This window comes from Actinoplanes missouriensis 431 (assembly GCF_000284295.1).
Lineage (GTDB): Bacteria > Actinomycetota > Actinomycetes > Mycobacteriales > Micromonosporaceae > Actinoplanes > Actinoplanes missouriensis.
The window spans coordinates 4,794,458-4,814,398 of the sequence record NC_017093.1 but is presented as its reverse complement, the minus strand read 5'-3'; the positions used below and the strand labels follow the sequence as shown (position 1 = coordinate 4,814,398).

Genomic DNA, 19,941 nt, shown 5'->3' with positions numbered 1-19,941 from the left:
CACTGGGAGCCGGCCGGTCCGGCTGGTGGTGAGTGCAGTAACGCTGGGAGCCGGCCGGTCCGGCTGGTGGTGAGTGCAGTAACGCTGGGAGCCGGCTGGTTCCTGGTGCTGTCTGCTGGCTGAATCCCACGAGCACATCTGCGTCGGCCAGCTGACGCGGCCACGCGCCACGGGCTATGCGGCCACGCGCCACGCGGCCAGGAGCGAAGCGACCACGGGGGCGCGGGCTACGCGGCCAGGCGCTACGCGGCCAGGCGCCACGCGGCCACGGGGGCACGCGGGCTCGGAGAGCGGCCGCCGACCCCTACGACGGCCAGCCTGTGGGAATGCGTTCGAGGAGGCCGTCCCCGTACACGTCGCGCAGTTTCAAGGGCTTGAGGTGCACATAGCCGATGTGGCAATCGCACATCGCGTTGCTGCACGCCCGCGGCCGCAAGGCCGCCCGCCACGTGCCGTCGTAGAGGTTGCCGATCGGCGCCGGGATGAAGTGGCACCGCCGGACCGTCCCGTCGCCGATCACCGAGATCGCCGTCTCCCCGGCGTGGCAGGGCCGGCCGAGTGACAGGTGCGGCCGGACGCTGTCACCGAAGCGGGGGTCGAGTGCCGTCCACCGCCGTTCCTCCTCGGCGGTGTAGACGTGCCCGTCGGCGGCGTTCACCCAGAGGTACACGTCGGACGGCAGGGCGGCGCGCAGAGCCAGCGCCGGCGCGTAGTGATCGGGCAGGCCGACGACGCCGACCGAGTAGCGGATGCCGGCTTCGGAGAGCGCGCTGCACCGTGACAGGAACCGTTCGGGAGTCACCTGACCCGGGTGATAGGTCGCCCACAGCGCCGCCACCTGCGGGTTGGCGTCGCTGAGCCAGGTGGTGCGGGCGGCCAGGTTCGTCTGGATGGCGACGCGTGCCACGTGCGGCAGGTGGGACAGTTCGACGATGGCGTCGCGGTACCAGGACCGGGTCAGGCCCTCGCCCCACGGGGTGAACAGCACCGACAGCCGCCGGTCGGTGGTCTCCCGCACCCAGCCCAGGAACCGTTCCAGGTCGGCCCGGTCGGCGCGCAGCAGCTCCGGCGGGTCGACGCGCTTGGCGAACGGGCAGTACGGGCAGTCGTAGTTGCAGCTGGCGAGCGGCCCCCGGTAGAGCACGTAGAGGTCATCGGACGACATAGGACTCCATCGCCGCGCGGACCGGGCCGGACACCAGCCACGGGCCGACCGCGTCCGAGTGGGCGAGCCCTTCGGGGGTCAGCCGGGTGAGCGAGGGTTCCAGCCATCCGCGGTCCACCAGTGACGTGAGCTGCGGGAAGTCGGCCGGGAAGGAGCTGCCGAACCGGGACGAGTAAGCGGCAGCGTCCACCCCTTCGGCGCGCAGCAGGGACTTCAGCAGCCAGCGGCGGCGCTGCTCGACCGCGTCGAGGTGGAAGCCGATCTCGGCGTACCGGAAGTCGCTCGCCGGGCGGGACAGGTAGTCGTCGATGACCGCGCGGACCTCGGTGACGGACACCGCATAGTCGAACGAGTAGTGCAGCTCGGTCGTGTACGACCGGGCGCCGCACCCCAGCCCCACCATGCCGTCGTCCTGGCAGCAGTAGTCCGGCCCGTCCGGGACCGGGGCGTCGGCGCGCCGGAACTGGCGCATCGAGTGCTGCACGTACCCGGCGGCGGTGAGCACCTCAACGGCCTGCCGGTACAGGTCGAGCCGCTGCCGGTCCCAGTCGTCGCGGCTGACGTGCCGGCGCCCGAGCCCGGTCAGCGGCCGGACGTAGAGCGGATAGAGGTAGAGCTCCTCGGGCCGCCACGCCAGCGCGGCGGTCAGCGAGTGCTGCCAGGTCTCGGGTGTCTGGCCGTCGATGCCGTAGATCAGGTCGACGTTGAGCACCGGGATCCGGCTGTCCCGGATCGCCTGCAGGGCCGCCTGCACCTCGGTCAGGCGCTGCGGGCGTCCGGCGGCGCGGGCTTCGCTGTCCAGGAAGCTCTGCACGCCCATGCTGATCCGGGTGGCGCCGTGCTCGGCCAGGACCGCGAGCCGGTCGGGGGTGGCGGTGGCCGGGGACGTCTCCACCGACAGCGGCACCCCGCGGGCGCCGAAGACCGAGGAGACGATCGCGAACAGGGAGGTCAGCTCCGGCGCGGTCAGATAGGTGGGGGTGCCGCCGCCGATCGCGATCCGGGAGAACGCGGCGTCGTCCGCAAGGCTCTCCCGGATCTCCCGCGCCTGGATCCGCAACTGGTCGAGATAGGCAGTGACCTGGGCTGCGGGCGGGTTGGAGCGGGTGAACAGGTTGCAGAAGCCGCATCGCATCTCACAGAACGGCAGGTGCACGTACCCGAAGAGCGAGCTCTGATCCTGATCTGCCCATACGTCACGCAACAGCGGCCGAGGCTCCAGACGCCTATAGGCCGTTTTATGGGGATAAGCGTACAGATATCCTTGATAAGGAGAAGTCACCGTGGATCCAGGATGAAGTCAGCGTAGGGAACGGTCCACACCGTCTCATGGGCGACCCGATGGCCGACATGACCATCCTCGCCGTAGAGCGTCCCGTGGTCCGAGCAGATGATCACTTGGCAGGGGCGGCCCCGGCCGGCGACCAGGGTGAACAGCCGATCGAGCTGTCCGTCGACATACTCCAGGGCGGCGGCGTGGGTCGCCACACCGTCCGCGACGGCGCCGGGCACGTAGTGCCGGTTCGGCTGGTGCAGAGCCGCCACGTTGACGAAGGTGAACAACGGTCCATCAGTTCGCCGGACGATCTCGTCGAGGCGATCGAGCTGAGCGCCGAGACAGTCCGGCGCCGTCACCCCGAACTCCGGCGACCAGTGCGACTCGGTGAATAGGCCCGGCAGCACCCGCCCGAGCGGCGTCGCCGGGTTGAAGAAGCCCACCCCGCCCAGGCAGACCGTGTGATAGCCGGCGGCGGCCAGCCCGGACGGCAGATCCGCGGCGTCGAAGACGAACGTGTCCGGGCCGCTGGACTCGCTGCCGCCGAACCGGGCCGCGAACATCCGCTCGTGCGGCCCCGGCGTCACCGGCGTCGGCAGGAAACCGGCGAAGAAGGCGTGGTGCGCCGCGTACGTGAAACTCGCCGGTGTGTGCCGCCGCTGCCACACCCCGCCGGGCAGTACCCTCGCCAGCGCCGGGGTGCGCCCCTGCTCCAGGCACGACACCGCGACGTCGTAGCGCAGCGTGTCCAGCGTGAGGAACAGCAGGTCGTGGCTGCCGATCAGCGCGCGCATATCGCGGCCACCTGAGCCCCGTGCGTGTCTAGCCCGTTGAGCAGGTCACCGAACGCGTTCACCTCGGCCACCGCATGGTCCCGCCACCTCGCACCGAACATGAGATCAACTCCGACCTGCAGGGTACGGGGGAACAGCCCCGCCACCCGCACGCAGGTCTGGATGGCCGCCCGCCACGCCGTCTCGCCCGCCGCCGCGCGCACCGCCGCCACGTCGCCGCGCGCGTTGCCGAGATGCAGGTTCGTCATCGGGGACGTGCTGGTGCGCACCACGATGTGCTCCGGCCGCCCGACGATCACGACGACCCGCAGGTCCAGGGCGCGGCCGTCGAGCACGGCTTTCGGGAACCACCGCTCCACGTGCAGGCCGTCCGGGGCGAGCAGGTCCACGATCGCGGCTATCGAGGGTTCGTCGTCGTACCGCCGTACCCTCAAGTTGTTGAAGAGCGACCCACCGCTCAGCTCGACCGAGGTGATCGCCGAGACCCGCCGCCCGGAGGCCGTCAGCGCGAGCACGCCGGACGCCGACGAGCCGTAGGCGGGTTTCACGAAGACGCGACGCCACCCGGACGCCCGCAACTGCGCGTAACCGGTGATCGGCGCCAGCGCGGGCGGAACCGGGATGCCGTTGCGCTCCAGGAGCGCGTGGCACTCCGGTTTCGACGTCATCGTCAGGATGTCGGCCGGCTGATTGAGCAGCTCACCGCCGCCGGCGGCGACCCGGTCGAGGGCGATCCGCAGACCGGCGAACGCGGCCGCCGTCCCGAGGATCTGCCCGTGCTGGGCGGGAACCGCGGGCCGGCCGCTGCCCAGCTCACGCAGCAGCCGGTCCACCTCGGCGTCCTCACCGGGCGACTCGATCCGCACCAGGCTGCCCGGCCCCGGAACCCGGCCGGAAAGCAGCACGTCACGCCACGGATAGACCTCCGGATCGGGCAGCCCGGCCCGCCGCACGGCGTCGGTGAAGAGCGCGACCCGCCGGTGCGACGGGTTGCCGACGACGGCGAGTCGCATCACTCAGAGACCGCGGTGTAGCGGCCCCACTCCTCCTCGGTCTGCGGGTCGGAGATGTCGACGGCGACGTCGGGCAGCTCGTCGGCCAGGCGCTCGGCCAGCTCCGGCGACATGAAGTGGTGGCTCAGGTTCAGCACCTGCAGGTGGGTGAGCGGCTGACCGGCGAGCAGTGCCTCACCACCGGCGTCACCGAGCGTGCCCATCGACAGGTCGAGATGGGTCAGCCGCGCGACCACCGGAGCGGCCGCCACCGCCGCCGCCACCTGATCGGCGATCTCGGAGTTGCGCAGGCCCAGCGAGGTGAGGCTCGGCAGCGAGCGGCCGGACAGGAACGGCGCGAGATCGTCGACCGTCGCGTCGCCGCCGTAGTTGTCGACGCCCAGCCACAGCTCCAGCCGCCGCAGGTTCGGCACGTCCCAGGTGGCGACGCTCTGCACCACCGACGCGGGCAGCCCGCCGGACTGCAGCACCAGCTCGCGCAGCCCCTCGTGACGGACCTGTTTCTGGAACGCCAGATCCTGCGACCCGCGCACCCACAGCCGCTCCAGCTGCGGGAACGTCTCCAGGATCGGGGTGAGATCGGTCTGCTGGATCCAGGAGATCTCGCACTGCTCGAAGCTCATCTCACCGATGAACAGTGACCGCAGCCCGCTGAGCCGCTCCGCGTTGCCGATCAGCAGGTCGATCGGGAACGGCGTGTCGTTCGCCTCGCCCCACTCACCGATGATCAGCGCGGTCGGCCCGGCCGGCCCGGTGCGCTCCAGCAACTGCTCCACCGCCGCGGCGAACGCGCCCGGCTCCGGGTCGTAGTCCATGTCGATCCGCCAGGCCACCGCCCCCGGATCACCCGGACTCTTCTCGTCGTCGGCCGCCACCACCGGCAGCCCCGCGAACGTCGACAAAAAGTGGTTGATGGTCACCGGACTCCCTCGGCCGCATTCGACAACGCGCAGAACCTAGCAGGGACGACCGACATTCTTCCCCCGGTACGCACAGACCCGCCCCCACCAGCATCGACCCGTCCCGCCCCGGCCGGTGCTGAAGCCCTCGGCCCGGCGCGTCCCGCCGCCGGCCCCGGCGCAACCTCAGCCCCAGCGGTCAGGTCAGCGCCTCGCGGAGGAACCGGCCGGCCTGGGCCAGCGCCGCCTTCGCCGCCTCGGTGTCCCGCAACGCGTCCACCATCACGAAGTCGTGCACGATCCCCTGGTAGCGCACCGCCGTCACCGGCACCCCCGCCGCCCGCAGCTTCCCCGCGTACGCCTCGCCCTCGTCCCGCAGCACGTCCGCCTCGGCCAGGATCACCAGCGCCGGCGGCAGTCCCGCGAGCTGCCCCGGTGTGGCCCGCAGCGGCGACGCGGTGATCTCCGCACGGGCTCGTTCGTCGGTCGTGTACTGGTTCCAGTACCACTGCATGCTGTCCCGCCGCAGCCAGTACCCCTGCGCGAACTCGTGGTACGACCCGGTGTCGAACGACGCGTCGGTGACCGGATAGAACAGCAACTGGGCGGCGAGCTCCGGCCCGGACCGCTGCTTCGCCATCAGCGTCACCGCGGCCGACATGTTGCCGCCGACCGAGTCCCCGGCCACCGCGATCCGTTCCGGGTCCAGGTCGTGCGCCGCGCCGTGCGCCGCGATCCACTCCAGGACGGCGTAACACTCCTCGATCGCCACCGGATAGTGCGCCTCCGGGGAACGGCTGTAGTTGACGAACACCACGGCCGCCCCGGACCGGTGGGCCAGTTCACGGACCAGCCGGTCATGGGTCCCGGCGTCCCCGAACACCCACCCGGCGCCGTGGATGTAGAGCACCGCGGGCAGGGCCCCGTCACCGGCCGGACGCAGGATCCGGATCGACACCGTCCCGGACGGGCCGCCGTCGATGCTGAGGTCGGTGACCGCCGCCTCCGGCCGGGGCACGTCGCCGGACTGCATCGCGGTCAGCTCCCGGCGGCCCTCGTCGACGCCGCGGCGCAGCGGTGACCGGTCCGCGACGAACCGGAGGGCGGCCGGCTCCAGATAGATCATGCGACGACGATGCCCGTACCGGATGGTGGTCGTCGTCTGTTGAATTACTGCATCACGAGAGGAAGCTGGGAGCGCCGGGTCACGCCGAGGATCGGGTAGGCACGGCTGAGGTGGATGCCGACCGTGCGCGCGGACAGCCCGAGCCGGGCGGCGATCTGCGGATTCGTGAGTCCCTGCGCGGCCAGCATGACGACCTGATGCTGTTGCGGGGTGAGCAGCCCGGGGCGCGACGGTGGCCCGGCCGCGGCCAGTTCCGCCTCGGCGCGCTCCTGCCAGGCGGTCAGACCGGCGGCGGCGAAGACGTCGCGGGCCGCCTCCAGCAGCGGCCTTGACTCGGCGGGACGCTGGCGGCGGCGCAGCCACGCGGCGTAGTCCATCCGGGTCAGCGCCCGCTCGACCGCCCAGACGTCGCTGGCCGGGTCGGCGAGGGCGAGCCGGAAGTACGTCTCGGCCTGTTCCGATGTTCCGGCGAGCAGCGCCAGCGCCCGGTGGTGGATCGCGCTGGCCCGCACCGACCGCAGTGCCCGGATCCGGGGTGTCGCGGCCTCGACCAGCGGGCGGACCTCGTCGTCGCGGCCGAGGATCACCGCGACCCGGGCCAGGTCGGCCAGCCCGAGGTCGGAGAGACGGTGGTGGACCGGCCGGCCGTCCGGGTGGTGCAGCCGGCGCAGCCGCCGGAACGCCAGCTCGTGACGCCCGCGCATCCCGGCGATCAGGCCCTGGGCGCGGACCAGCCGCAGGTCGTGGGCGGCCTGGTCGGCGGGACGCAGGCCGGCGCGGGCCCGGCGCACCCACTCCTCGGCGTCGGCGTCCTCCCGGAGCACCGCGACGCTCGCGAGCACGGCGAGCGCCCCGGCCCGCAGATCGTCGTGCACCCCGGAGCCCTCGGCCCGACCGGCCGCTGCACCGATCGCGCCGCTGAAACCGGATGCGCCGCCCGCGGCACCGATCGCGCCGCTGAAACCGGAAGCGCCGCCCGCGCTGCCGGCATCGGCCGGCACGCCGAGCGCGGCGAGCGTCCGCACGGCATGATCGGCGGCCGCGTCCAGCTCCCCGAGGTCATAACGCGCCCCGGCCAGCCCGCAATGCGCGATCGGCTCATGCAGCGAACCGTGCGCGACCAGCTCCACCGAACGGCTCATGTAGCGAACCGCCGCCACCGTCTCGTGCCGCGCCAGTGCGATCGTCCCCAGCACCATCTGCCGCTGCTCGGGACTCATCGGATCCCGGCGGGACGGCCGGACCCGCTGGTGCAGCATCCGTTCCGCGGCCCCGTCCGGGTCGGTGTCCTCGACGATCGCGCTCGCCCACACCGCCACGATCGGCCCGGCGACCGGACGGCCCGATCCCAGCAGGTCACGCACCGCCTCCCGGGCATCCTCGTCGCCCCGCAGCCAGGCCCGCAACAGCAGCGGCGCGATCTCCGGCACGTCGATGACGGCCGTCGCGTCGCCGGGCACCCCGGCGCCCGTCCCGGGCGGCGCCAGCTGTCGTGACCAGGCCTGTTCGCCGGCCAGGTGCGCGCTGTAGGCGGCCCGCCGCTGCCGGGCGAGCGCCCGCGCCGGATCACCGCTGAGCCGTGCGGCGAGGCCGAGCGCGTACCCGGCGGCGCGCAGCCGTCCCGCCGCGAGCAGCTCACCGCCGGCGGCGTCGAGCACACCGGCCAGGGTCTCGCCGGGAACCGGTTCGGCGTGCGCGGTGTGCCAGGCGCGCGCCGGGCCACCGGCCGGCAGCAGCGCGGCCAGTTGATGCCGGGCGTCGCGGCGCTGCGCGTGCCCGGCCCGGTCGATCACCGCGGCCCGGACCACCGGATGCGTGAACCGGCGCCGTCTGCCGGGCCGCAGCACCCCGTCGGCGACCAGCCACTGCCACACGTCCGGCGAGACCAGCACCGCGAGGGCGGCCGCGGTGGCCGGTCCGGGTGTCTCGGCGGCGAACGCGGCGAGCAGCGCGGCCCGCATCCGTACCGGATCGAGATCGTCGACGGTGGGTGCGAGAGCGCGGCGCAGCCGGTCCGGGACGGGCAGCTCGGTGGTGGCCGGCGTGATCGGCGGGCCGGACACCAGGTTCCGGGCCAGCTCGGTGAGGGCCAGGGGGTTGCCGGCGGCCTGGGCGAGCACGAGCCGGGCGCCGGGATGCCCGGCCAGGCCGGGCATCCCTGCCAGCAGAGCGGTGGCATCGGCCGGGGAGAGCCGGTCCAGCTCGATCATCAGGTACGGCCTGAGCACCGTGTCCCCGGTGGCTCCGCCGTTCCTGCTGCCACCGGCGTTCCCCGTGTCTCCGGCGTCTCCGGTGGCCCAGGTGGCTCCGGTGGCTCCGGTGGCGAGGACCGTGGCGTGGCGCTGCCGCAGGATCGCGGTCCGGGACAGCTCGTCGAGCCGTTCCAGGTCGTCGACGCACCACAGCACCGGACCCCTGGCCGCGAGCCGGGCCGCCAGCGCATCGACGGCCGCGCCCACGTCGTGCCCCGCGCCGTGAGCCGTCCCCCACAGGAAGGCGAGCCCCACCGGCGCCTCGTCCCGTACCGGGTGGAGCAGCCGTTGCAGCCCCGCGCCGGGCACCCCGCGGTCACCCGGAAGCGCGCCCACCACCAGCACCGTCGCCCCCGCCGAGGCGTGCCGGCGAGCCGCCTCGGCGAGCAGCGCCGACCGCCCGGTCCCGCGCCCGCCGGTGATCAGCAGGCGGCGCCCGTCCCGCAACGCGGCGTCGATCGAGGCCAGCTCGGCATCGCGCCCGACGATCACGCGACCACCCCGAACGCGTCCCGCAGGTGATCGGTGACCTGGCCGAGCGCGGCCTCGGCGGCCGGAGTCCAGCGCAGCGCGTCGAGCACCGCGAAGTCGTGGACCGTGCCCAGATAGCGCGCGGCCGTGACCGGCACACCCGCCGCGCGCAGCCGGTTGCCGAGCCGTTCCGCGGTGTCCCGGGTCGGATCCACCTCAGCGGTGATCAGCAGGGTCGGCGGCAGCCCGCTCACGTCCTCGGCCGCGAGCGGGTCCGGATAGCGGGCCCGCGGCGCGTACCGCTGGTGCAGGTGACGCACGTCGGCGAGGCGCAAGCCGGCGCCGGTGGCGAACGCCCGCGCCGACCGGTCGCCCGCCGCGGGCAGTCCGAGGGGATAGAGCAACACCAGGGTACGGGCGGCGCCGCCCTCCCGGAGAGCGAGCTCCAGCGTCATCGTCGCTCCGGCGCAGTCACCGACCAGCGCGATCCGGTCCCGGTCGGCGGGCAGGTCCGCACCGGTGGGTAGCCCCCCGTCCCGGATCCACCCGAGCGCCGCCGCGAGCTGCCCGATCGCCACCGGATGCCGGGCCTCCGGCACCCGCGTGTAGGCGGGCATCACCACGATCGCGCCGGTGTCCCGGCACATCCGCACGGCCAGCCGGTGATGGGTCTCCCAGCCGCCGGTCAGCCAGCCGCCGCCGTGCGCGTACAGGATGGCCGGTCGCGGCGCCGCCGGCGGACCGCTCGGGGTGATCACGTGGGTGGTGAGGTCCCCGGCGGCCGTCGGCACCGCGACGACCCGGTGCTCGACGCCCGGCATCGCGGCGGGCGGGGCCTGGACCAGGCGCAACGCTCGGCGGGCGTCGTCCGGGCCGATCGCGTAGTGGAACGGTGGCAGCCGGGAGCCGTCGACCAGCATCCGGGCCGCCTCGTCGAGTGGCGTCACGGCGCTCTCCCGTCTGTCGGACGTGTGAGATCCTGCCCGCCGCCGGCCGCCCGGTCGTCTGTCAGATGACTGCTGAGCAGGTCGGCGAGCTGGGTCCGGTTGCTCACGCCGAGCTGCGGGAACATCCGGTAGAGGTGGGAGGCGACGGTACGCGGCGACAGGAACAGCCGGGCCGCGATCTCCCGGTTGGTGAGTCCCTCGGCGGCGAGCCGGGCGATCTGCTGCTGCTGGGCGCTGAGCGCGGCGAACGGGTCGGCGGCGGTCGCGGCGGTGGCCGGTGTGCGCAGGTCGGCGCGTACCCTCGCGGCCCATCCGGAGGCGCCGAGCCGTTCGAACGTGTCGAGCGCGTCCACGAGCATCTCGGTGGCCCGCCGCGCCCGCGCGGACCGTCGCCAGCGGTCGGCCAGCTCGACGGCGAGAACCGCCCGTTCGAACGGCCGCCGCCGGGTCTCGGCCGCGTCGACCAGCGGCGCGAGCCGGTCCGCGGCGGCCGCAGGGTCGGGATCGGCGAGCGCGTCGCCGGCGGCGATCAGGGTGCGCTGGCGTGCGGTGAGCCAGCGGCCCGCGAACCGGTCCCGCACGTGCGCGCATCGCGTGGCGGCCTGCTCGCCGAGTCCGATGTGCATGGCCGCGGCGACCACATCGGGCAGCAGGAGCAGCTCCCAGAAGTGGGTGCCGGTGAGCACGTCGCTGAGCAGCCGGTACGCCGACTCGTGATCGCCGGCCGCGGCCGCGGCCTGGGCCTGCGCCTGCCGCACCCGGACCGCGAGCGCCGGCAGGCCCTCGTGTTCCGAGCGTCGCAGCAGGTCAGCGGCCTGGTCCCGGTGCCCGCGGTGCAGGGCGATCACGGCGAGCTGGGTGTACGCCCAGCCGCGCACGCTCACCGCCTCGGCGGAGACCGGCGACGACAGCACCGGCACCAGCAGTTGCTCGCCCTCCACCCACCGACCGAGGTCGATCAGCGCCCAGCAGGCCCCGCCGGGCGCGGAGAGGAACACGCCCGTCGCGGCGCCGCGCGCCACGGCGGTGGCCGCGGGTTCGAGCAGCCGCAGCGCGTGTTCCGGCTCGTCGAGCAGCAGCGCCGCGCCGCCGATCGCCGACACGGGCCCGATCTGCGCGGGCTCCGCGGGCGCCGGGATGTCCAGCACGGCCGCACGGACCCGCTCGTCCGGAGCAACCACCGCAAGCGGGTAGAGCGACGCCGGGTCGAGCGGCGGGGTTGCCGCGGCGTGGGGCTCGGGCGGCGCGGGGGTGGTGGCGGCGTGGGGCTCGGGCGGCGCGGGGGTGGTGGCGGCGTGGGGTTCGGGCGCCGGTGGGCCGGGGGTAGCCGCGGCGCGCGGCGCCGGGGCGGCGGTGAGGGCGGCGCGCAGGACGTCGGTGAGCGGGCCCTCGCCGAGCAGGAAGGCCGGGAGGCCCGCGGTGGCCGCCACGGTCGTCACCGTCGCCCGGTCGTCGGCCGCGTGCAGCGCCGCGACCAGCACGTTCGCCGCCTCGTGGACGCGGCCCCGCATGGTGAGCAGCCACGACGACAGGGCGGCGACCGTCGCCGTGAGCTGCGCGGGTGTGCCGGGGAGCAGCGCAGCGCGGGCCCGGTCCACGATCTCGGCGGCCCACGCCATCCGGCCCACGGCGCCCGCGCGGCCGGCGGCCTCCAGCAGGACCGCTGCCCGCCGCGACGCGGGGGAGAGCGCGGCCGCCCGGTCCAGCAGGCTCACGGCGGTGGTCGCGGCCGTGCCGCCGAGCCGGCCGGCCGCGGCGATCAGCTCGGCGGCCAGTTCCGGGTCGGTGCCCGTGGCGACGGCGGCCCGGTGCCAGAGCGCCCGGTGCGGGTCGGTGGTCACCGCGGCGAGGTCCTGGTGGGCGTGGTGCAGCGCGCCCGGTCCGGCGGCCGCGAGCACGGCCTGCTCGGCCAGCGGGTGGGTGAAACGGGCCGTGCCGCCGGCGACCACGACCAGGCCGGCCTCCTCGGCGGGCTGCCAGGCGGCCAGGGTGGCGGCGGGGTCGGCGCGGGCGATCACGGACAGGTCCGGTTCGCCGGCCGCCACCAGGGTGAGCGCCCGCAGCGTGAGAGCGGGCAGGGCGCGGATCCGCTGGTCGTAGTCGTGCGACGGGCCGGGCGCGAACTCGCGCAGCGCAAGCGGGTTGCCCGCGGCGCGGCGGAGCAGGCCGACGCGGGCGGTTCCGCGGGGTGCGCCGGGCAGCCGATCGAGCAGCCGTTCCGCCTCCCGGTCGGTGAGAGGCGGCACCGGGATCGCAGGGATCAGGTCGGCCAGGTCGGCGGGGGCCCGATCGGTCCGGGCGGTGACCAGGGCCAGCGCCGGGACCTGCCGCCAGACGATCGCGGCGGCCAGGGCCGTGAGCAGGTCGGCGGCGCACGGGTCGAGCCGGTCGGCGTCGTCGGCGACGAGCACCACGAGCCGGTCACCGGCCCGCCGGGTCACCTCGGCGAAAAGCGCGGCCCGCAGCGCGAGCGGGTCGGTGCCCGGTCCCGGATCGAGCGCGGCGCCTGGCTCGGAGTCAGAGTGTTTCACACCGACAAGGGAGGATAAATCGCCGTACCTGATGGTGGGAAGCCCGCGCCGCACCGCCTCGCCGGTGAAAGCGCTGAGGAGCGCGGTCTTTCCGATGCCGGCCGGGCCGGTCAGCAGGGCGATGGTCGTTTCCGGTCGGGACGGGTCGAGGATGGCGCTCAGTTCGGCCCACACGCCGGCTCGGCCGATGAGCCCTGGCGCGTCCTCCTCGTGATCCACGGACCCAGTCTGCGCACCCGCCGGATGGCCACCCAAGCTGCAGTGATGGAGTTCTCGTCAGCCGCCTAGTAGTGCTTTGTCACTTTCGAGTGGCTGATGGTGACTTGTTGACGGTGGGTTGCTGTCGTTGAGGTATGGACGTTGCTGAGGCTGACCGGTTGCGTGACGACTTGGCCGAGTTCGCGTCGGACGTGTTCGCCTCGCTGACCAGGGCCGGCTGGCAGGATCGTGCGGCCGCGTATCTGCAAGGGCTGATGATCGACGGACGGCGTAAGTCGATCCAGCCGATGGCCGCTCGGCTGCAGGGCGTGCATGAGCAGGCGTTGAACCACTTCGTGACCAACAGTCCGTGGCAGGTCGAGCCGGTCCGGCGACGGATCGCCGCGCTGGCCGACCAGGCGATCGTCCCGACGGCATGGGCCATCGACGACACCGGCCTGCTCAAATGCGGCACCGCTTCGCCGTGTGTGGCCCGGCAGTACACCGGCACCGCGGGCAAGGTCACCAACTGCCAGATCGCCGTAAGCGTCAGCATGGTCACCGACACCGCATCCTGCCCCGTGGACTGGCGACTGTTTCTGCCGGAGTCCTGGGATCCCGCCTCACCCAAGGCCACCAGCGATGTCCACAACCGTCGCCGCCGCGCCGGGATCAGCGACGACGTGACCCATCGGGAGAAGTGGCGCCTCGCCCTGGACATGATCGACGAACTGCTGCGATGGGGACATCGCCCGCCGCTGATCGTGGCCGACTGCGGCTACGGCGACGCCGCAGAGTTCCGCCTCGCCCTGACCGAACGCGGGCTGCCCCACCTGGTGCAGGTCAGCGGCAGGCTCACCGCTTACCCGGCCTCGACGATCCGCACGGCCGGGGACTACGCCGGCGTCGGCTCCTATCCCACGCCCCGCTACCAGCAGCCGGCGCCGACCCTCACCGAACTGATCACCACCGGCACCGGCAAAGCCCGGAGAGTGACCTGGCGACCCGGCTCCCGCAGCCGCGGCGGCCGTCCGCTCCTGATGTCCTCGCACTTCGTGTTCACCCGGGTCCGTCCGGCCGGGCGAACCCTGCTGTCCGCGCACCGCGGCGAGGACCTACCTGAGGCCTGGCTCATCGCCGAATGGCCGCCCGGCAACCCGGAGCCGATCAAGTACTGGCTCTCTGACCTACCCGCCCGGACCGCGAGACGCACCCTGATCCGCTGGGCGAAACTGCGCTGGCGCATCGAACACGACTACCGCGAAGTCAAGACCGGTCTCGGCCTCGACCACTACGAAGGCCGCACCTGGCAGGGATGGCACCACCACGTCACCCTCGTCTCCGCGGCACACATCTTCCTCACCCTGCAACGCCTCGACCCAAAAACCCATGCGCCGGAATGACCCTCTACGCCGTACTCCGACGCCTGCAACTCCTGCTCGTCTACCTCATCGGCGCATGCCCGACCTGCCGAACCCCGTTCCCGCAACGGAAACGAGCCCGCCGACGCGGATCATGACAAAGCACTACTAGGTGCCGGACCGCGAGCCGGGTCAACTCGACGCGGGAGTTATGCCCAGCTTCGTGAAAGCATGTCGGACATGGGTGTTCACGGTGTGCGGTGACAGGAACATGGCGGCCGCGACCTCCCGGTTGGTGGCCCCGGCGGCGATCTTCTCGACGACGGCGAGCTCGGTGACGGTCAGCCGGGACCAGCGGTCCGCGCCCGCGGCGGCCGGGGGCAGCGGGACGGCGGTGGATGCCCCGGCGGCGCAGCTCACCGCGCACGCGGGCCGCGTCGCGGGTGGCACCGACACGGTCATAAACGGTCAGCGCCTCCTCGTGTCCGTCGGCGTCCTCGAGGGCGGCGGCGAGCGGCAGCGGCCGGGGAAACGCCCGGTATGTCTCGATCGCGGCGAGGATCCGGTGCCGGTCGCCGTCGAGCAGGCCGCGGGCGTGCCCGGCGGTCGCGGCGAGGAACGGGTACGACGGATTGGCCGCGCTCCGCTGCTCGGCGGCCGCCACCGCCCGGCCCGCCCAGCCGTGTTCGCCGATCGACAGCGCGATCCGCACGAACGTCACGTCGTCGGCGGGGTCCATCGGCGAGCCGAGCGCGGGACCGGGACTGCCGAACGTGCCGGCGGCCTCGGCAAGCAGCTGCCGGATCCGGTCCGGGTCGCGGTCGTGGGCGACCGCGACGAGCGCGCCGATCCAGCGGCCCGCGCGGCGGACCAGCGGCGCCTCGTCGGCCCGCATCCGTTCGGCGTCCGCGTCGTAACGGCGGGCCGCGGCCAGGTCACCGGTGTGCAGCGCCACCCGCGCCGCGGTGACCAGGGCGGTGCAGTCGGCGTAGTTGCCCGCGCCCAGCTCGTCGGCCATCGCGAGGACGCCCTCCGCCTCGGCGCGGGCGTCGTCGAGCCGGCCGGCGTCGAAGAGCAGCCGGCACCGGTCCATGCTCCATTGCCGCACCTGCCAGGCCTGGCCGTCGCGCTGCGCCACCCGCATCCCGGACGCGGCGTGCTCCAGGGCCAGGTCCGGCCGCCCGGCCAGGGCGTCGAGGTAGCCGCGCCACTGCGTCGGCCCCCACAGATCGGCCCCGGCCCGGGCCTTGACGACCTCGTCGGCCAGTTCGGTGGCGCCGGCCCAGTCGTCGCGGTAGAGGGCGACGACCGACAGCGCGGCCAGGGCGAGGGCCCGATGCGGCTCGTCGGCGTCCCGGAGCACCTCGGCCAGCGTCGTCCCGGCGCCGGTGATGTCACCGGTCATGGTCTGGTTCACGCCCATCAGGGCGAGCGCCGACGTCCTGGTCCGCGTGGACAGCCCGGGAAGGCCGGCGGTGATCGCGCACTGCCGGACCGCCTCGGCGAACGAGTACTGGCTGCAGACCGCGGCGATGCCGATCCGGGCGGCGGCCTCCGCCTCGGGCGCCAGGTCGTCGTGGAGCAGGGTGCGGCCCAGGACGGTGGCCTCGTGGGCGCGCCCGGCCAGCCACAACAGCCGGACCGTCTCGGCGGTGACCTCCTGGTGCTGTGTGGTGCCGGCCCGGGTCAGGGCGAGGGCCCGGCGGCTCAGGTCGGCGGCGCCGGCCGGCGTGTCGGCGGCGAGCCGCGCGGCGGCGGTGCGCAACGCCGCGATCGCCTCCTGGTCACCGGGTTCCGCGCTGTCGGCCATCAGCGCGGCCACCTCGAGCGGGCCGGAACCCGACCGGGCGGCGGCCGCGGCGGCCTCCCGGCGCAGGGCCCGTGCCACCGGCGGCGGCACCGTCGCCCGGATCGCCTCGCGCACCAGATCGTGCCGGAACACCAGTTCCTCGCCCTCGCTGCGGAGCAGATCCTCGGCGAGCGCCACGCGGACCGAGTCGAGCAGCTGCGCCGGGGTCCGGCGCAGAAGATCAGCGAGACAGGGTACGAGCAGGCGGCGCGACAGCACCGAGGCCACCTCGAGGACGGCGCGGGTGTCGCGCGGCAGCCGGGCGAGACGCCGCTGCACCAGGGTGCGGACGCGGGTGGGCAGGTCGGCGCGTCCCTCCTCGCGGATGCCGGTCATCAGCTCGCGGATCAGCAGCGGGCTGTTCCCGGCGCTCCGGGCCAGGTCGAGCAGCTCGCCGGAAGGCGCGGCGCCGAGCACGTCGGCGGCCATCCGGGCGGCCGCGTCGTCGTCGAGGTCACCGAGAATCAGGGTGGTGGCGCCACCGGCGTCGAGGCGGGCGAGGGTGTTCACGTACCCGGGGGAGGATTCGGTCTCCCGGCCGGCGAGGAGCCAGAGGATCGGGTAACCGGCGAGGCGCTCGGGCAGCACCCGGAGCGCGAGCAGCGTGAGGTCGTCGCACCACTGCAGGTCGTCGACGGCGATCAGCAGAGGTTGCCGGCGGGCGGCGCGCTCCAGGCCGTCCTGGACCTCCTGGAGGAACCAGTACCGGTGTTCGGCGCCCGGCTGCCGGGGCGGGCTGATGTCCAGCCCGCGCAGCAGGCCCTCGCCGGGCGCCAGAGCGGCGTCAGGGTCGCCGGCCAGCCGCACCGTCCGCACGTGGCGAGCGGCGGCGACCCGCTGCGCCTCGTGGAGCAGCCGGGTCTTGCCGCTGCCCGGCGCACCCGTCACGACGACGATCGACGCACCCCCGTTGTGCACCGTGCCGATCCGCCGTGTCAGTTCCGCCAGTTCGCCGTCGCGTCCCCGCAACGGCATGTCGTGCCTCTCCACCGGGCCATTCTGTGCGGGCCCGGCGGGCGCGTCATCTGCCAGGTGACTGCATCGTGGCGGCCGGAATGCCGTATCCGACGGCCTCGGCGAGCCGGAACAGCTGAGGGCGGGGGTTCTCCAGCAGCAGGCGCCGGCCGCGGGCTTCCAGCGAGGCGGCCGCGCGGACCAGCGCGCGCAGGCCGGCGCTGTCGACGAACGTCACGCCGGCCAGGTCGAGCACGACGTCACCGGTCTGGTCGAGCAGCCGTTCCAGCGAGGTCTCCAGGAGGGGCAGCGTGGACGCGCCGAGGGTGCCGCGCAGCCGGATCCCGGCCGGTTCGGTGGTGGGTGTGATGGCGAGTGGGCGTTCCATGCCGGAGAGCCTGCATCGCGGCGCCCGGCCCGCACATCACTCATCCATGCGATCAGCGGCTCTCGGTGGCGAACGTGCGAAAGCCCCGCCGGTGGTAGTTGGGCAGCGCGTTCGGGTGGTCCTGGGTGGAGGTGTGCAGCCAGACGCGTTTCACGCCGGGCGTCAGGGACCAGGCCTGCCGGATGCCGAGTGTCAGCGCGTACCCGCCCAGCCGCCGGCCGGTGAACTCGGGGACCAGCCCGAACGTCTCGATCTCCACGTCGTCTCCCGGGCGCTGGTGGCAGGCCACCATGCCGGCCGGCTCGCCCTCGAAGGTCACCGCGAAGTAGCGCCGGTCCGGGTGGGCGGCGAGATGGGCGGCCCACTCCTCGGGGGTGCGACTCGCGCTCTTCCAGCCGTAGGGCGCGCCGATCCGGACCTGCAACTCGATGACCAGCGGCGACGCCGGGTCCAGGGGTTCCAGGGCGAGACCCGGGACCGGCGCGGCGGGCCGGAGGTCATCCAGCGAGGTCATTTCGACATAGGTCACTACCTTGGTCATGGGGTGATTATCATCCGGCTCCGGGCCAGCCCGATCGCCTGGCGGGTCCACGCCTCGGCGACCGCCGCCAGCGGAACCGTCTCGTGGGCGACCGTGAGACGCCCGGCCGCCGCGTGCGCGGCGATGTCGGTCAGCGCGCCGGCCCGCTGGGCCGGCGACAGCGCGTTGTTGGTGTGCCCGACGATGCGCAACGACCCGCTGCGCAGGGTGGCCGAGTCGATCGGCGCGGTTGCCCCGGCCGCCGATCCCAGGTTGACCAGGGTTCCGCCGGGGCGCAGCACCCGCAGGGCGGCCGCCGCCGGCATCCCGAAGACCGGATCGATCACCAGGTCGACCGGGCCGTCCGCGGCGTCGCGCAGGCAGTCGGCGAGGCCGGTCTCGGAGTCGCCGGGCAGCAGCGGCACGGTGGCCGCCGCGCCCAGATCGGTCGCGCGGGCCAGCGCCTCGGGGGAGCGGGCCACGGCGATCACCCGGCGGGCGCCGCCCAGCAGCGCCAGCTGGATCGCGGCCTGCCCGACCGTGCCGCCCGCGCCGAGCACCACCACCTGCCCGAGGTCGTCGCCGGCCGCCCGCAGTGCGGCATGGGCGGCCACCGCGGAGAGCCCGAGCGCGGCCACCGGGATCAGCGGAGTTCCGGGCGGCAGCGTCACGACGTCGTCGCCGGCGGCCGTCACGATCGACGCCATGCTCCCGTCACCCGGCCGCATCCCGGCCGCCGTCGCGAACCACACCGCCGTCCCGTCGTCGAGATGCCCGACACCCTGGACACCCGGCACGTACGGCGTCGCCGGCACCCCGAAGTAGCTGGTCCCCGACGCGCAGAGCACGTCGAGCGGCGTGATCGGCGCCGCCGCGACCCGGATGCAGAACTCGCCGTCACCGGGGACGGGCGCCGGGCGGCGCTCCGGCATCGGAGGCTGCCCGCAGATCCGCACGACCGCCGCGTCGATCATGTGGTGATGTCCGGATAGGGCAGGGCGAACGCGGCGAGAGCCGTGCCGTACGCCTTCTGATACTCCAGCGGCTCGGTGTTGTCCCGCTCGAACATGGCGATGAACAGCGTCAATGTCAGAAACGGGTGGGCGCCGAGCCCGAACAGTCGCACATGGTCGTGGGCGATCAGAGCCTCCCGTTCCTCGGCGGTGAACGTGAGCCACGTGCTGGCCTCGCCGCTGTGGCAGTTCAGAATCGTATTGGCCATCGACGACTCCCACCACCGGACCAGCTCGCCGGGATCGGCGCGATAGCGTTCGACCAGCGCGGGATCGCGGTCCACGGTGAACAGGAACTTGTTCAGCAGATAACGGCTCATGCCGGAGCTCCGTTCGGATACCAGGTGAAATACGCCTCCATGGTGTGGAACAGGTCGAGGGTGTCGACGTAGTCGGCTTTCACTCCGGCGCCGGCCACACCCATCATCAGCATGAAGTCCATGAATCCGTGGGTGGCGTTCCCGGGCGTGTGCAGGCTGTCCAGCGTGACCTCGCGCAGGCAGCCGTCGAGGTCGCCGTTGGCGATCCAGCCGACCGCCTTCTCGTCGAACGCCGGGTCCGGTCCGTGCGGGCCGAACTGCCGGGGCCCGCCCAGCTCCAGCGACAGGTGACCGGTCCCGATCACGGCGACCCGCAGCTGCGACGGCCACTGCTCGACGATCTCCCGGATCGTCTCGCCGAGCTTGACGAAGCGGGACGGCTGCGGCAGCGGCGGCGCGAAGATGTTCGTGTAGATCGGCACGATCGGCAGGTCGGCCTCGGGGCGCAGCGTGATGATCGGGCAGGTCACGCTGTGATCGATCCGCAGCTCGTTGCTGAACGCGAGGTCGAATCCGGCGTCCAGCCCGGAGCGCAGGATGTGCGACGACAGGTCCTCCTGGCCTTTCAGGACCATCCGCGGCAGCCCGAACTCGCGTTCCTCGTTGTACCAGTTCGCGTCGTAGAACGGCGCCTTGCCGACCAGGAACTGCGGCATGTTGTCCAACCACAGCTGATGGAAGTGATCAGAGCCGACCATGACCAGCACGTCCGGCTTCGCCCGGGTCAGCGTCTCCCGGAAGGCGAGGATCTTGCGGGTCCACTCGTCGGCGAACGGGGGCCGGTCGTCGCCGGTGGACGTGCTGGCCCGGTAGTAGAAGGGGTGATGCGTCGAGGCGATGACCGCGACGATGCTGGCCATGGCT

16 protein-coding genes are annotated in these 19,941 nt (G+C 73.6%); 1 reads left to right on the top strand and 15 read right to left on the bottom strand.

The genetic code is table 11. The features are described from left to right. Window positions 1-304 precede the first annotated feature (304 nt). From AMIS_RS22605 to AMIS_RS22565, 9 genes are all read right to left on the bottom strand, one after another. Entirely contained in the window at window positions 305-1,165 is an 861-nt protein-coding gene (locus AMIS_RS22605; RefSeq protein WP_014444706.1) for an STM4011 family radical SAM protein, read from the bottom strand. Continuing rightward, the gene (locus AMIS_RS22600; RefSeq protein WP_014444705.1) at window positions 1,152-2,447 is read right to left on the bottom strand and encodes an STM4012 family radical SAM protein; all 1,296 of its coding nucleotides are present in this window, start codon (window positions 2,445-2,447) and stop codon (window positions 1,152-1,154) included. The genes AMIS_RS22605 and AMIS_RS22600 overlap by 14 nt, the downstream gene beginning before the upstream one ends. After that, window positions 2,444-3,235 carry an STM4013/SEN3800 family hydrolase gene (locus tag AMIS_RS22595; protein WP_014444704.1) on the bottom strand — a complete coding sequence of 264 codons (792 nt, stop codon included), beginning with the start codon at window positions 3,233-3,235 and terminating at the stop codon, window positions 2,444-2,446. The genes AMIS_RS22600 and AMIS_RS22595 overlap by 4 nt, the downstream gene beginning before the upstream one ends. Continuing rightward, window positions 3,223-4,248 (bottom strand): STM4014 family protein, encoded by a 1,026-nt coding sequence (locus AMIS_RS22590; RefSeq protein ID WP_014444703.1) that lies wholly within the window; start codon window positions 4,246-4,248, stop codon window positions 3,223-3,225. Before AMIS_RS22590 ends, AMIS_RS22595 begins: the two co-directional genes overlap by 13 nt. Continuing rightward, on the bottom strand, window positions 4,248-5,168 hold the full coding sequence (locus AMIS_RS22585) for an STM4015 family protein (RefSeq protein ID WP_014444702.1): 921 nt from the start codon (window positions 5,166-5,168) through the stop codon (window positions 4,248-4,250). Before AMIS_RS22585 ends, AMIS_RS22590 begins: the two co-directional genes overlap by 1 nt. A gap of 178 nt (window positions 5,169-5,346) precedes the next feature. Further along, the gene (locus AMIS_RS22580; RefSeq protein ID WP_014444701.1) at window positions 5,347-6,273 is read right to left on the bottom strand and encodes an alpha/beta hydrolase; all 927 of its coding nucleotides are present in this window, start codon (window positions 6,271-6,273) and stop codon (window positions 5,347-5,349) included. A gap of 44 nt (window positions 6,274-6,317) precedes the next feature. Then, window positions 6,318-9,017, bottom strand: a complete 2,700-nt coding sequence (locus AMIS_RS22575; RefSeq protein ID WP_014444700.1) for a helix-turn-helix transcriptional regulator — start codon at window positions 9,015-9,017, stop codon at window positions 6,318-6,320. Next, complete coding sequence (locus AMIS_RS22570; protein ID WP_014444699.1) at window positions 9,014-9,943, bottom strand: alpha/beta hydrolase; 930 nt, start codon at window positions 9,941-9,943, stop codon at window positions 9,014-9,016. Before AMIS_RS22570 ends, AMIS_RS22575 begins: the two co-directional genes overlap by 4 nt. After that, the gene (locus AMIS_RS22565) at window positions 9,940-12,693 is read right to left on the bottom strand and encodes a LuxR family transcriptional regulator (protein WP_157434976.1); all 2,754 of its coding nucleotides are present in this window, start codon (window positions 12,691-12,693) and stop codon (window positions 9,940-9,942) included. The genes AMIS_RS22570 and AMIS_RS22565 overlap by 4 nt, the downstream gene beginning before the upstream one ends. 134 nt (window positions 12,694-12,827) lie before the next feature. On the opposite strand from AMIS_RS22565, the gene AMIS_RS22560 reads away from it, so the two are divergent. Then, the gene (locus AMIS_RS22560) at window positions 12,828-14,075 is read left to right on the top strand and encodes an IS701 family transposase (RefSeq protein ID WP_014443070.1); all 1,248 of its coding nucleotides are present in this window, start codon (window positions 12,828-12,830) and stop codon (window positions 14,073-14,075) included. Window positions 14,076-14,115: 40 nt separating this feature from the next. Here AMIS_RS22560 and AMIS_RS45095 read toward each other — a convergent pair whose 3' ends face one another. From AMIS_RS45095 to AMIS_RS22530, 6 genes are read right to left on the bottom strand one after another with little or no spacing between them, the layout of a single operon-like run. Next, complete coding sequence (locus AMIS_RS45095; protein ID WP_051042112.1) at window positions 14,116-16,872, bottom strand: AAA family ATPase; 2,757 nt, start codon at window positions 16,870-16,872, stop codon at window positions 14,116-14,118. Between the two features lie 31 nt (window positions 16,873-16,903). Further along, window positions 16,904-17,224 (bottom strand): STAS domain-containing protein, encoded by a 321-nt coding sequence (locus AMIS_RS40735; protein ID WP_014444696.1) that lies wholly within the window; start codon window positions 17,222-17,224, stop codon window positions 16,904-16,906. Window positions 17,225-17,276: 52 nt separating this feature from the next. Then, complete coding sequence (locus AMIS_RS22545) at window positions 17,277-17,765, bottom strand: GNAT family N-acetyltransferase (RefSeq protein ID WP_014444695.1); 489 nt, start codon at window positions 17,763-17,765, stop codon at window positions 17,277-17,279. Further along, window positions 17,762-18,718, bottom strand: a complete 957-nt coding sequence (locus AMIS_RS22540) for a quinone oxidoreductase family protein (RefSeq protein WP_014444694.1) — start codon at window positions 18,716-18,718, stop codon at window positions 17,762-17,764. Before AMIS_RS22540 ends, AMIS_RS22545 begins: the two co-directional genes overlap by 4 nt. Beyond that, window positions 18,715-19,077, bottom strand: coding sequence for a hypothetical protein (locus tag AMIS_RS22535; protein ID WP_014444693.1), 363 nt, complete (start codon window positions 19,075-19,077; stop codon window positions 18,715-18,717). The genes AMIS_RS22540 and AMIS_RS22535 overlap by 4 nt, the downstream gene beginning before the upstream one ends. Further along, window positions 19,074-19,937: a DODA-type extradiol aromatic ring-opening family dioxygenase gene (locus tag AMIS_RS22530; protein WP_014444692.1), complete on the bottom strand. Its 864-nt coding sequence runs from the start codon at window positions 19,935-19,937 to the stop codon at window positions 19,074-19,076. Before AMIS_RS22530 ends, AMIS_RS22535 begins: the two co-directional genes overlap by 4 nt. Between the last annotated feature and the right edge of the window lie 4 nt (window positions 19,938-19,941).